This is a genomic window from Sporolactobacillus sp. BBK16-2, from assembly GCF_059878335.1.
In genome coordinates, this window is the sequence record NZ_CM187611.1 from 2,439,119 (window position 1) to 2,452,248 (window position 13,130).

Genomic DNA, 13,130 nt, shown 5'->3' on the forward strand with positions numbered 1-13,130 from the left:
ATTTAATGGACATTATTCTATTATTAGCATTTAAAATTATGCCACAGCCTTTGTACTGAAAAAAAAGACAGTTTGAAAATTCATATTTGAACTTTCGAACCGTCTTTGGCTAATACAGCTATTCAATTATTGATTAAGTAATCTCTCGAAGTTTATGCACCAAATGACATTATTTTGCAACATCGTAGCCCTGGTCTTCAACAGCATCTTTCATTTCCGTGAACCCGACTTTTGCCTCGTCATAAGTGACATCTACTTTTCCGCTTGTCAAATCTACGTCTACTGCAGAAACACCATCGAGCTGCTTCAATGCACCGGTCACTGCCATTTTACAGTGACCGCAGCTCATTCCTTTAACTTCCAATACACGTTCTGCCATTCTGTATTCACCTCCTTAAAAAGTAAGTATCAAATCAGATTTTCACCCGTTTCAAGCGCAGGCTGTTCGACACGACTGATACAGAACTGAACGCCATCGCTGCTCCGGCAACCCAGGGAGCAAGCAGACCGAGCGCGGCAACCGGAATGCCGATTGTATTGTAGAAAAGCGCCCAGAATAGGTTTTGTCTGATATTGCGCATCGTCTTCTTGCTCAGATCCAGCGCTTTTGCTACGTGAGTCAATTCGCCGCCGACCAAAGTAATGTCTGCTGCCTCAATGGCAACATCCGTACCGCTCCCGATCGCCATGCCGATATCAGCTAAAGCAAGAGCAGGTGCGTCATTTATTCCGTCGCCAACCATTGCCACACGCAGTCCTTGTTTTTGCAGTTCACGCACTTTTTTTGCCTTATCCTCGGGAAGTACTTCAGCGAATACGTGATCAATTCCAACCTTCTTTGCGATCGCTTCAGCCGTTCGCTGATTATCGCCGGTAACCATATAAACGCTTAATCCGCGCGCCTTCAGTCCTTGAATAGCCGAGACTGATGATTCCTTAATGGTATCTGCAACAGCAACCAATGCTTGTAGTTTTCCGTCAACCGCAACGAACATAACTGTCTTACCGTCCGACTCTAATCGAAGTGTGTCATCCAAAGCTTGGTGATACTCAATTTTATTTTGATTCATCAAACGACGTGTACCAATTACGACCGACTTGCCATCTGCTGACGCAGTGACTCCGGATCCGGTATGTGCCTCAAAATGAGTTACGATCGGCCATTGTTCACTTTGATAAGCGGCGACAACTGCATTGGCTAAAGGATGCTCGCTTGTTTTCTCGGCCGCTGCAGCAAGCATAAGTACGTCTTCTTTTTCTAAGTCACCGAAAAGAACAACATCGGTTACCTCTGGTTTTCCTTTTGTGATCGTTCCTGTCTTATCAAAGATTACAGACTGCAAATTTTGCGTGGTTTCCAAATATTCGCCACCCTTAAAAAGAATGCCCTGTTCTGCAGCTTTTCCGGTACCGACCATAATGGACGTTGGCGTTGCAAGTCCCAAAGCACACGGGCAAGCAATCACAAGCACACTGATCGCAGCTGCCAGTGCAGTATCCCATTGACCGGGCTGAATGGCAGCGATCCATACAACGAAAACAAATAAGGCAATGACCAGAACAATCGGTACGAAAATACCGGAAATATTGTCGGCCAGCCGCTGAATCGGTGCTTTAGAGCCCTGGGCCTCCTCGACAATGCGTACGATTCCTGCAAGTGCCGTGTCCTTGCCGACTTTTTCAGCTTTCATGACAAATGAACCGGTTGTATTCACTGTAGCACCGATTAATTGATCACCGGAACGTTTCATGATTGGCAGAGATTCACCGGTAATCATTGATTCGTCAACCGCGGATTCTCCGTCAACAAGGACTCCGTCAACCGGAATCTTTTCACCCGGTCGAACGCGAAGCAAATCTCCGCTTTTAACCTGATCAATTGGCACACGTTCTTCCGCACCGTCCACAATTTTCGCAGCATCCTTAGCCTGCAGATCCATCAGCTCCGTAATCGCCGCAGTCGTCTGCCGCTTCGCGAGCGTCTCCATGTATTTGCCAAGCAGTACCAACGTTATAAGGACAGCGCTTGTCTCAAAGTAGAGCTGCGGATGATGCAGTCCCGCAAATTGATAGCGGAACGTCTGAACAACGCTGTAAAAATAGGCGGCACTGGTTCCAAGTACAACGAGTACATCCATATTCGCACTTCGATTCAATAACGCGCGTGCTCCTCCGTTATAAAACGGCCAGCCAATGTAAAATTGGACGATACTTGCAAGCACAAATTGAGTCCATGGATTCATAAACAGCATCGGAAACGGTCCGTGATAAAACGGAAGGTGGCTCACCATCGTCAAGAGCAAAGGCAAGGACAAGACCGAAGACAAGATCAGCCGATTTCTTTTCCTTCGTATTTCTTTAGCTTTCCCATCATTTTCAACCTCTTGTTTTAATACCGCTTTATAACCAAGCTTGCGAATCTTCTCAAACATATTCTCAGGCTCAATAAAACCGGGCTGATAGTAAACAGTGGCGGATTCCGTTGCCAGGTTTACCGCAGCAGAAATAATGCCCGGCAGACGTTTCAAGCCTTTCTCAATACGTGCTGCGCAAGCCGCACACGTCATACCCGTAATCGCCAGATCAACACGCTCGCTCGCAACCCCGTAACCAAGCTTCTCAATTTTCTCAGCGATTTCGACCGGTTTGATCTGTTGATCATCATAATCAACTTTCGCCTTCTCCAATGCTAAATTCACATTTGCAGCAACGCCGTTCATCCGGTTCAGACCACGCTCGATCCTGTTGGCGCAGGCGGCACATGTCATACCGTAATTCCTATATGTGCTACTTTCTTCATCGCTGTCTCCCCTTTCTTCCGACATGACTTATTTAAAATGCTTCAATACTTTTAACAATTCATTGATCTGTTCATCGCCATGCCCTTCTTCAATAGCCTTGGCGACACATGATTTCGTGTGGCGCTCAAGTATTGAAAAACCGATTTTTTGCAGAGCAGCCTGTACTGCGGAAAGTTGGATGAGAATGTCGACACAATACCGATCGTCTTCTACCATCTTTTCGATGCCGCGTACCTGCCCTTCCACACGTTTCAGTCGATTGGCAATCTTGCGTTTCTCGTCGGAGGTTCTTGGAACAAGCGGTACGCGTTCTTCTGAATGGTTTGCATGTTTCAAGGAATCATCCGCGCATGTACAGTGTTTCTTATATTCTTCCATGAAAGATCCCCTCCAAAATCCATTATACCCTTAGGGGGTATTTAATCAAGAAATTAATCCGAGCAATGGCAATCTGACTCGCTAACTTCTTCAAAGCGAACAAACTGTTGTCATGTATGTTCGAGTATTAAACGGCCAAATCATTATGTAAAAAGACGCCTCAAATTCAAAAGGATTTGAGACGCCTTTGTCATGTGTTTTTATTCTTCAAACGATCTTCGTTTCGGAACCATCAGCAGTTACATTATATTGTGATGCTTCATTAAAAGATTTATTAAGTTCTTGAGCATACGCATTTTTTTGTTCATCCGACCAGTTAAGCTGATCTGACATAAAATTAATAATCGGTTGGGCTAATTGTTGTGCCATTTTAATAGAAAATAGGGTCATGCCGGAACGTCTTGTGAAATAATCCACGGGTGACAGGATCATTTCATATTGCAGCGCATATTGAACCGTTGCCAAAAGTGCGGGACTCACTCCGTATTGCAGGGCGGCATCCCGATTTGACCGTATATAATCAAAGATCGTATCAATGTTCGTGCCGTATTTTTTCGCAAGTCTCTCTGCTTCTCGTTCGGTCAAACCAAGGGTGATTCCGTTCTTTGTTTGTTCCTGTGCATACTTTTTGTAGTGTGCGCCTCCGCCGAAATGACCACCGGACAACGCAACATGAGTGGTCTGGCATTGTGGATAAATTGTTCCGTTTTCGCGATGTAGCTGGCTGGTTACTTCATCAACCACGCGTTCAGCCATCTTACGGTAGCCGGTCAATTTGCCTCCCGCAATCGAAATCAATCCTGAATCTGAAATAAAAATTTCGTCTTTTCTCGAAATTTCCGAAGGTGACTTTCCCTCTTCCTGGATCAATGGGCGAACCCCTGCCCAACTGGATTCCACATCGTCTGCAGTGAGATGTACGGAAGGGAACATGCCGTTAATGGCGGCAAGAATATAATCGCGATCCTCGGCTGTTGGTTTCGGATCAATTGGCCAACGTGAGTAAGTTGTATCGGTCGTTCCCGCATAAACTTTGCCTTCTCGAGGGATGACAAAAATCATCCGTTTATCGCCATTGGTTGTATCGAAATACACGGACTGTTTCATTGGAAAACGTTTGCCGTCAATAACGATATGAACACCTTTTGTCAAATGCAGGTGCTTGCCCTGCTTGGAATGATCCTGTTCACGAATGGTATCCACCCATGGACCCGCCGCATTAACGATTTTCTTTGCAAAAATGCGGTAATCTTTCTTCGTCAGTTGATCAACGATACGAACTCCGATCAGCTTCTTATCATGATCATAGATTAACTTTTCTACTTTCGCATAGTTAACGGCAAGCGCGCCGCGCTCTGATGCTTCCTTCATTGTCTCAATCGTCAGCCGTGCGTCATCGGTACGGTATTCCACATAGTAGCCACTCCCTTTTAACCCCTCTTTTTTCAAAAGCGGTTCTTTCTTCAACGTTTCATTACGGCTGAGCATGACGCGGCGTTCTTCGCGTTTCACTCCGGCTAGAAAATCATAAACCTTCAGACCAAGTGATGTGGAAAAGCGTCCGAATGTCCCATTTTTATAGATTGGCAGCATCATCTTTTCCGGAGCAGTCACATGGGGGGCGTTCTCATAAACGATTGCCCGTTCTTTTCCTACTTCAGCAACAATCTTTACCTCAAACTGTTTTAAATAGCGCAGTCCGCCGTGCACGAGCTTCGTTGAACGGCTGGACGTTCCGCCGGCAAAGTCCTGCATATCGGTTAAGCCTACTTTTAAACCGCGAACCGTTGCGTCAAGCGCAATACCTGCACCTGTAATCCCCCCGCCGATAATGAACAGATCCAGAACTTCACCAGCCATTTGATCCAGGATTTCATTTCTGTTAAATGATGATAACTTCATTTTATATTCCCTCCAATTATAATTTTTTATCTCACAATGAATCCGATGAGCTATAAGTAATTGAAAAGACCACAAATACACCTCCAAATCATCTGAACACGACTAATGCTTCGGCTGTGTACTGTGGTCTTATGCCCTTTTCATGACCTGTTATTAACTTTTATTATGCAGTACTCAAAAATTATTTGAATGCTCGCGCGGCGTTTACTGCTTTTTTCCACCCATTGTATAAATCATGCCGATTGACTTCTTGCATCTTGACAGCAAACTTTTTGCCTACTTTCCAGGCATCTGAAAGCTCAGATTCATTTTTCCAAATCCCGACGGCGAGTCCGGCAAGGTATGCAGCGCCAAGTGCTGTTGTTTCACTGCTCGTCGGCCGCTCCACTTCAACACCGAGAATGTCGCTTTGGAACTGCATGAGAAAATTATTCATTGACGCACCGCCATCGACACGAAGCTTCTTCAGATCAATTCCGGAATCCTCTTTCATCGCGTCCAGTACATCCTTCGTTCGATAAGCCAGTGATTCAAGCGTCGCACGAATAAAGTGTTCCTTGGTCGTGCCACGCGTAATCCCAAAAGCTGCTCCACGAACATCAGAATCCCAGTATGGTGTGCCTAGCCCGACGAAAGCCGGCACAAAATACATCCCGTCCGTTGATTCTACACGACGTGCATATTCTTCGCTTTCCTGTGAATAACGAAACATACGTAGCCCGTCACGCAACCACTGAATAGCAGAGCCAGCAACAAAAACGCTTCCTTCAAGTGCATAGGTAATCTTACCGTTGATGCCCCAAGCAATGGTTGTCAGCAAGCCGCTTTTCGAGCGTACCGCCTGCTCACCGGTATTCATCAGCATGAAGCAGCCGGTTCCGTACGTATTCTTTACCATTCCTGTTTCGTAGCATGCCTGACCGAATAGCGCAGACTGCTGGTCACCCGCGATCCCGGCAATCGGCACCTCCTGACCAAAAAAGTGATAGTCAATTGTTTTTGCATAGACCTCTGAAGACGATTTAACTTCCGGCAGCATTGATTTCGGTATATCTAATAGATCGAGCAGTTCTTCATCCCATTTCAAATCATAAATGTTATACATGAGCGTTCGCGAAGCATTTGAGTAGTCTGTGACGTGGACCTTTCCTCCTGACAGCTTCCAAACAAGCCAGGTATCAATCGTTCCAAACAGAAGATCACCTTTTTCTGCCTTTTCGCGTGCACCTTCCACATGATCCAGTATCCATTTGACCTTAGTTCCGGCAAAATACGGATCGAGGACGAGTCCTGTCTTATTACGGAAGGTGTCTTCATAACCGGCTTCTTTAAGGGCTCGGCATATATCTGCAGTTTGTCTCGACTGCCAAACAATTGCATGATAAATCGGGTGGCCGGTGTGGCGATCCCAAATGACCGTTGTCTCGCGTTGATTAGTAATTCCGATTCCGGCAATATCCTTTGCGTCAATTTCTCCTGTAAGCAGTGAATCAGCAATCACCGACAAAATGGATCCCCAGATTTCGTTCGCATCCTGCTCAACCCAGCCCGGCTGCGGAAAAAATTGAGTAAACTCCTTTTGTGCTACTTGCACGACCCTTGCCTGCTCGTCAAAAATCATTGAACGTACACTCGTTGTTCCCTCATCAAGTGCCAAAATATATTTTCCCATGAATGAAATCCCCTCTCAATTGTTAATCATTCTTCTCTGTTAATGGGCCGTCATGTGTCGCAAATCTATCCGCTAAATGTTGGTCCATCATGATAAACATTAGAAATTATTTTCTAATGAAGTATTAATTATCTCATTCGAATTAAGCAGTCGATGGCGCTTCTCAGCGATCAGCGAACCGGCAATGACGACGAGGATGATAGCTGCACCGATCCAAAAGGCAAGAGTTTGATGTCCAAGAAAGAAGGCTTGATAGAATAACGCGCCGAAAACACCGCCGATTACTGGACCAACAATCGGTATCCATGCGTATCCCCAATTTGATCCGCCTTTCCCTTGAATCGGAAGAAGCGCGTGAGCAAGCCGCGGAGCAAAGTCTCTGGCAGGATTAATAGCATAACCGGTCGTGCCTCCAAGTGCCATGCCAATAACCACAATCAGAAATCCAACAATTAATGGATTCAAACCATGCGCAAATTGATTCGCACCAATCGATAGAATGGCGACAACAAGAAGAAACGTACCGATGATTTCGCTAAGCAGGTTTGCCCAACTTTGTCTGATTGCCGGACCCGTGCAAAAAACTCCGAGTTTAACTGCCGGATCCTTCGTTCCTCCCCAATGGGGCAAATAGTGCAAATAAACAACACATGCCCCGAGAAAACCTCCGATCATCTGAGCGCTAATATACACAGGCACTTCCTTCCATGGGAATTCGCCAATTGCCGCAAGTCCAAGTGTCAGTGCAGGATTCAAATGTGCGCCGCTGAATTGACCGACCGAGTAAGCGCCGATGGCAACAGCAAGCCCCCACCCGAATGTGATGACAATCCACCCGGAATTTTTTGCATAAGATTTCGTCAGATTGACACCTGCACAGACACCGTCCCCGAGAATAATTAAGATCATCGTGCCAATTAACTCGCCAAGAAAACCGGACATGCCAACGACCACCTTTTAGCTGAAATTCAAGTCAAAAGTTACGATTTCCGCCACCATAAGACAATAAAAATCCACGACAAGCAATTACGGGCAAACGAAAACCCGCGTTCCTGCGTGGATGATCCAATCTCATATCCGTGGCTTTACATTAACTTGATAGCTCTATGGTAATCACTAATGTAAGCGCTGTCAATAAATTGTCACAAAAAATATAAATTTTGTTCACAATTATCTTGGTGAAATGATAATTCAATTAATGTATTTTGTTGATTTCCGTGGAATGCCACAGTTCTGATCTTGAGGTTGAAATCGCCGCAGCTCCCGCTTTAAATGCACTCTGTGCATCTTGAGCCGTGCGGATCAGCCCGCCGGCAATGACAGGCACGTGCACCTTCTGAATGACTTCGTGGATTAATTCTGGAATGATGCCCGGCAACAGTTCTACCATGTCCGGCTTAACGTGTTCGAACAGACGATAACCGGTCTCCATGGAACGCGAATCAAGCAGAAACATGCGCTGGATTGTAATCAATCCACGTTTTTTCCCCATTTCGAGCATATTACTCCGTGTTGAAATGATGCCGTAGGGACGAATCTGTTGACAGACGAATTCAGCTGCCGCCAAATCATTTTTTAACCCTTGAATTAAATCTGCGTGAACAAATAGTTGCTTGTTTGCCTGTTTCCCCATCCGAACCATTGTGCTGATTAATGATATATGACTGTCCAAAACAATGATCTGACGAAAAGGGAGACTCAATAATTTTTCAAAACTTTTCATGTTATTTGCCGCCGGTACTACTAATTGACCTTCAAGTGCCAAAATAATCCTCTCCTTGATCGCAGTTCCGCGCCATAGCTCCCTATGTACACTCCATACTAATCTTCCATTTTTACAGCACGCAAAAAAGCAGCATTTGCTGCTTTTTGCGGATTGTGAGGAGGTTGGGGGAATGGGAAAAAGCTGCCAATTCATGAATTGGTTAGATTGCATGGTGCAGGGAGCAGCCACACGTTGGGACTGTACTCAAACCCTGTGATGTCCGGAAAACAAGCCTGTTCATAACGAATACTGTCAGTGCGATCGTTTGTAGACTAAGATCAGATCTTGTCCTCTTAACGGATCATTTGTTTTATAAACAAAGACAGCGTTAACTTATTTGTAAGCGCGCGACTGACAATGAATCGACATGAATGCTTACATTCTTCCCTAAGCAAGCCCCGTTGCGCCTGACTTCTCTCTGCAAAAATAATCATAACCTGATTTCATAATCCGTGCAAAAGCATGTTTTACATATTTTAACCTTTCATGGAATCAATTTCATGATTAAAACAAGTTATTCGTAATGAAAAATGGCGTTTTTCATTATTTTTTGCTAATTTAATAGTTTTTGAAAAAGCCTGAAGATTGACCATTAGGTGTTCGTTTCGATACAATTAAATTAAGCGCTTGCTGAATTGGACGTTTTTTAATGGTTTCTTTTTTAGTTGTTCAGCTACTTGGACACACTGAAGAGTGGAACCAACTACATTGCAAGAGGAGCGAATAAATGAACATTAAAGAAACAGATCTTCCAGGAATCGGAAAAAAGTTTGTCCTGACAACGGATCAAGATGAGCGTGTTGTTGTCGTCCTTCACGATGACGGACGAAGAGATGTTTACCATTATGATGCATCTGACCCGGATGAATGTATTTCGTCAGTCAGCTTTACGGACTCAGAGGCTCGCCAGTTTGCCTCAATTATTGGCGGCATGGCGTATAAGCCAAAAGCAATGGAAAATGTTGAGGTTGCTTTAAGTGACTTGATTATCGAATGGTTTAAAGTCACCGCTGACGCGCCGATTATAGGAAAAACGATTGGCGGAGTTGGCATGCGACATAATTACAAAATTAACGTGATCGGGATCATCCGAAAAGATCAGACCAAGCAATTAAATCCCGGTGTGGACTCAGAGTTTCGTGCCGGAGACACCATTGTTGTATCGGGCGAACGTGTTGATTTAAAACGCGCGTACAAGGAACTGTTCACTCGAGGAAAGGAGGAATAAATGGATCATTTAGTCTTTGAAGTCGGTACCGCTCTTGTTCTTGTTGCGATTGCGGCATTGATCGCAAACAGGCTCAACTTTTCCATTATTCCATTCCTCATCCTTGCCGGTATGATCGTCGGACCGCACGCACCGCATTTTTGGGTTATCAATTTGAAATTTATTCATAGTGCGGAGCTTATTGAATTTCTCGGACGTATCGGTATCCTGTTTCTCCTTTTCTACCTCGGATTGGAATTTTCGACCAGCAAACTGATTCGTTCCGGAAAGTCGATACTTGTCGGAGGGTCTGTGTATATTGGAATCAACTTGACGCTTGGACTTCTTTATCCAATTCTGCTCGGTTTTCCTCTAAAAGAAACTTTGATTATTGCCGGAATAATCACCGTATCTTCCAGCGCAATTGTTGCAAAGGTCTTGGTTGATCTGCGTAGAACAGGTAATTCGGAAACGGAATTAATTCTCGGCATCATCATGTTCGAAGATATTTTCCTTGCCGTTTATTTATCAGCGGTATCTGGACTGGTGCTTGGCAAGTCGCAATCTTTGATGGGCACCCTGCTCTCTATTTTACTGTCACTCGGCTACATGCTGCTGTTTTTCATCATTGCACGCAAGGCAGCACCCCTGCTCAACAAACTTCTCAAAATTACATCTGATGAAATTTTTATCATTGTCGTTTTTGCTTCATTGTTTTTCGTTGCAGGATTTTCAGAAACCATTCATGTAGCGGAAGCAATCGGAGCGCTTCTGCTGGGACTTGTCTACTCAGAAACGGATCAAGCGGAACGAATGGAACATCTCGTCATTCCTTTCCGTAATTTTTTCGGTGCTATCTTTTTCTTCAGTTTCGGTCTCAGCATTGATCCGACTAAGCTTGGAGGAGCAGTGTGGATGACACTTGGCGCTGTTCTGATTACCATCATTGGAAATTTTATTGCCGGGCTTGTCGCAGGAAAGCTCGCCGGACTTTCGCACAAAGCATCAACGAACATTGGCTTAACGATCGTCTCACGCGGCGAATTTTCCATCATCATGGCGAATCTTGGGATCGCCGGTTCACTTATGCCGATTTTGCAGCCCTTCTCTGCTTTGTATGTATTGATCCTTGCCATTCTTGGTCCAATTCTGACAAAGGAATCAAAACATATTTTCAGCATAATGAACAAATTATTTCGATGGTCGGCACCTAAACAGATGGTCAAAAAAAATCAAAATGATTGAATTAGGCTCAATAATGAATGGTAGGTTCTGGTTCAACTAAAGGTTCGCTCTGCTTTTGCAAATCAAAATCTTTTGCTTCTTTCTTGCTGTTTCTTATAATTAAAGAGACCAGTACTAAAAAAGAATACGAGGCGATACTTTGTGGAAGTGACACATATTCAAGGATTAGCCATTAATCCAACACGAATCGCTCTTGGGACATGGGCAATTGGCGGATGGATGTGGGGAGGTTCTGATGATCAAGAGTCCATACGCACGATTCATCAGGCGCTTGATCGTGGTATAAATACGATTGATACCGCCCCGGCGTATGGACAGGGACATGCTGAGACTGTTGTTGGCGAGGCATTGCATGAACACGGCAAACGTGAAAATGTGGTATTGGCAACAAAGGTATGCTTGGACTGGGTTGGGACAAACGTATTTCGAAATGGCTCTGAGAAAAGAATTATGAAAGAAATTGATGACTCACTTAAACGTCTTCAAACTGATTATATTGATCTTTATCAAATCCATTGGCCCGACCCGCTAGTACCTATCGAGGAAACCGCTGAAGCACTGGGAGAGTTGTACAAGCAAGGAAAAATAAGAGCCATTGGGGTCAGCAATTTTACCGTTGAGCAAATGAAAACGTTTATGACCGTTGCACCGATTCACGCTGTTCAGCCGCCCTATAATTTGTTTGAGCGCGATATTGAGCACGACCTCTTGCCATTCGCAAAAGTAAATAACATGGTTCCGCTGTGTTACGGAAGTCTCTGCCGAGGTCTCCTCGGCGGCAAGATGAGTCTGGAACGTAAGTTTACCGGTGACGATCTGCGTTTATCCGATCCTAAGTTTCAGGCACCGCACTTCGCACATTATCTTGAAGCGGTTCACGAGCTTGCGCAACTGGCTAAGGAACGTTTTGGCAAATCAGTTCGCGCCTTAGCTGTACGCTGGATCCTTGATCAAACGGAGAATGGAATTGCACTCTGGGGGGCGCGGCATCCGGAGCAAATCACTGATGTTTCCGAAATAGACGGATTTCATTTGGACCAGCAAACCTTAACAGACATTGACGAGATTCTGCAACATCATATACCGAAACCAATTGGAACTGAGTTCATGGCACCACCTGTTCGTGATCAAATATAATTACTTTTTATCTTGCCCGGCATTTGTTCTTTGCCGGACTACATAATTGAAATTCAATGCACATAAATCGAAGGGATGGTGCGCCGTTGGAAGCAGCAGAACAAATCGGGATTCCACCTAAGCAGAAGCATAAAGGATTAAGATTTTATCAATACGTTATTCGTGCCTTACTTATTGCAATTGGTGTCACATTTGAAGCAATCGCACTTGAAGCATTTCTCGTACCGAATAAAATTATCGATGGCGGGGTTGTCGGTATCTCCATCATGATGGAGCATCTGTCGGGCTGGCCGATCGGTGTATTTCTAATCATCATAAACATACCTTTCTTCATCATTGGCTACAAGCAAATGGGCAAAACATTCACAATTACTTCTGCTTGCGGCGTCACGCTTCTGGCATTTCTTACAACTTTATTTACACCGATACCTCGGTTTACCAATGATTTGCTTCTTGCCGCAGTTTTTGGCGGAATTATCATGGGGATCGGCGTAGGACTTGTCATTCGAAATGGAGGTTCCTCAGACGGAACGGAAATTTTGGCTGTGCTTTTTAATCAAAAGACTCCTTTTTCGGTCGGTGAAGTCGTTCTGTTCATGAATATCTTTATTCTTGGATCTGCAGGATTCGTATTTGGCTGGAACTATGCTATGTATTCTTTAATCGCTTACTTCGTAGCGTTCAAGATGATTGATATTACGAGTGAAGGTCTCGAGTCCTCCAAAGCCGTATGGATCATCAGTGATCAGCACGAAGAAATCGGCGATGCCCTCAATGACCGGCTCGGACGCGGTGTCACTTATCTGAATGGTGAAGGCGCATATACCGGAAATAATAAAAATGTTATTTTTACAGTCATTAGCCGTCTTGAAGAAGCTAAAGTAAAGAACATTGTGGATTCAATTGACAAAAGTGCATTTCTTGCAATCAGTGATATTCATGACGTCAAGGGCGGTCGATTCAAAAAAAGAAGCATCCACTAATTGTAGATGCCATCACTCCTTATCTATTTGGTTTTATCCA

At 44.6% G+C, this 13,130-nt stretch carries 11 protein-coding genes; 4 read left to right on the top strand and 7 right to left on the bottom strand.

Annotated features, from left to right (window positions below; genetic code table 11):
* Positions 1–169: 169 nt before the first annotated feature.
* From copZ to AC6F33_RS12185, 7 genes are all read right to left on the bottom strand, one after another.
* Positions 170–379: a copper chaperone CopZ gene (gene copZ / locus AC6F33_RS12155; protein ID WP_255745876.1), complete on the bottom strand. Its 210-nt coding sequence runs from the start codon at positions 377–379 to the stop codon at positions 170–172.
* A gap of 34 nt (positions 380–413) precedes the next feature.
* Complete coding sequence (locus AC6F33_RS12160) at positions 414–2,825, bottom strand: heavy metal translocating P-type ATPase (protein ID WP_255745877.1); 2,412 nt, start codon at positions 2,823–2,825, stop codon at positions 414–416.
* Between the two features lie 3 nt (positions 2,826–2,828).
* Positions 2,829–3,179 (bottom strand): metal-sensitive transcriptional regulator, encoded by a 351-nt coding sequence (locus tag AC6F33_RS12165; protein WP_255745878.1) that lies wholly within the window; start codon positions 3,177–3,179, stop codon positions 2,829–2,831.
* A 207-nt stretch (positions 3,180–3,386) separates the two neighbouring features.
* A complete protein-coding gene (locus AC6F33_RS12170) occupies positions 3,387–5,081 on the bottom strand; it encodes a glycerol-3-phosphate dehydrogenase/oxidase (protein ID WP_255745880.1) in 1,695 nt (564 codons plus the stop codon).
* A 181-nt stretch (positions 5,082–5,262) separates the two neighbouring features.
* Positions 5,263–6,753: a glycerol kinase GlpK gene (glpK, locus tag AC6F33_RS12175; RefSeq protein WP_255745882.1), complete on the bottom strand. Its 1,491-nt coding sequence runs from the start codon at positions 6,751–6,753 to the stop codon at positions 5,263–5,265.
* Positions 6,754–6,852: 99 nt separating this feature from the next.
* A complete protein-coding gene (locus AC6F33_RS12180) occupies positions 6,853–7,695 on the bottom strand; it encodes an MIP/aquaporin family protein (protein ID WP_255745883.1) in 843 nt (280 codons plus the stop codon).
* Positions 7,696–7,948: 253 nt separating this feature from the next.
* Entirely contained in the window at positions 7,949–8,518 is a 570-nt protein-coding gene (locus AC6F33_RS12185) for a glycerol-3-phosphate responsive antiterminator (protein ID WP_500777160.1), read from the bottom strand.
* 727 nt (positions 8,519–9,245) lie between these two features.
* Here AC6F33_RS12185 and AC6F33_RS12190 point away from each other — a divergent pair.
* The 4 genes from AC6F33_RS12190 to AC6F33_RS12205 all read left to right on the top strand — a co-directional run bounded on the left by AC6F33_RS12190 (position 9,246) and on the right by AC6F33_RS12205 (position 13,090).
* A complete protein-coding gene (locus AC6F33_RS12190) occupies positions 9,246–9,746 on the top strand; it encodes a cation:proton antiporter regulatory subunit (RefSeq protein WP_255745886.1) in 501 nt (166 codons plus the stop codon).
* On the top strand, positions 9,747–10,970 hold the full coding sequence (locus AC6F33_RS12195; protein WP_500777161.1) for a cation:proton antiporter: 1,224 nt from the start codon (positions 9,747–9,749) through the stop codon (positions 10,968–10,970).
* A 141-nt stretch (positions 10,971–11,111) separates the two neighbouring features.
* A complete protein-coding gene (locus AC6F33_RS12200) occupies positions 11,112–12,107 on the top strand; it encodes an aldo/keto reductase (protein ID WP_255745890.1) in 996 nt (331 codons plus the stop codon).
* Positions 12,108–12,193: 86 nt separating this feature from the next.
* Entirely contained in the window at positions 12,194–13,090 is an 897-nt protein-coding gene (locus AC6F33_RS12205; RefSeq protein WP_255745892.1) for a YitT family protein, read from the top strand.
* The last annotated feature ends 40 nt before the right edge of the window (positions 13,091–13,130 follow it).

Excerpts from the sequence above, each read along its gene's own strand:
- AC6F33_RS12165 (WP_255745878.1), bottom strand. The coding sequence starts at position 3,179 with ATGGAAGAATATAAGAAACACTGTACATGCGCGGATGATTCCTTGAAA.
- copZ (WP_255745876.1), bottom strand. The coding sequence starts at position 379 with ATGGCAGAACGTGTATTGGAAGTTAAAGGAATGAGCTGCGGTCACTGT.
- AC6F33_RS12190 (WP_255745886.1), top strand. The coding sequence starts at position 9,246 with ATGAACATTAAAGAAACAGATCTTCCAGGAATCGGAAAAAAGTTTGTC.
- AC6F33_RS12160 (WP_255745877.1), bottom strand. The coding sequence starts at position 2,825 with ATGTCGGAAGAAAGGGGAGACAGCGATGAAGAAAGTAGCACATATAGG.
- glpK (WP_255745882.1), bottom strand. The coding sequence starts at position 6,753 with ATGGGAAAATATATTTTGGCACTTGATGAGGGAACAACGAGTGTACGT.
- AC6F33_RS12170 (WP_255745880.1), bottom strand. The coding sequence starts at position 5,081 with ATGAAGTTATCATCATTTAACAGAAATGAAATCCTGGATCAAATGGCT.
- AC6F33_RS12180 (WP_255745883.1), bottom strand. The coding sequence starts at position 7,695 with ATGTCCGGTTTTCTTGGCGAGTTAATTGGCACGATGATCTTAATTATT.
- AC6F33_RS12195 (WP_500777161.1), top strand. The coding sequence starts at position 9,747 with ATGGATCATTTAGTCTTTGAAGTCGGTACCGCTCTTGTTCTTGTTGCG.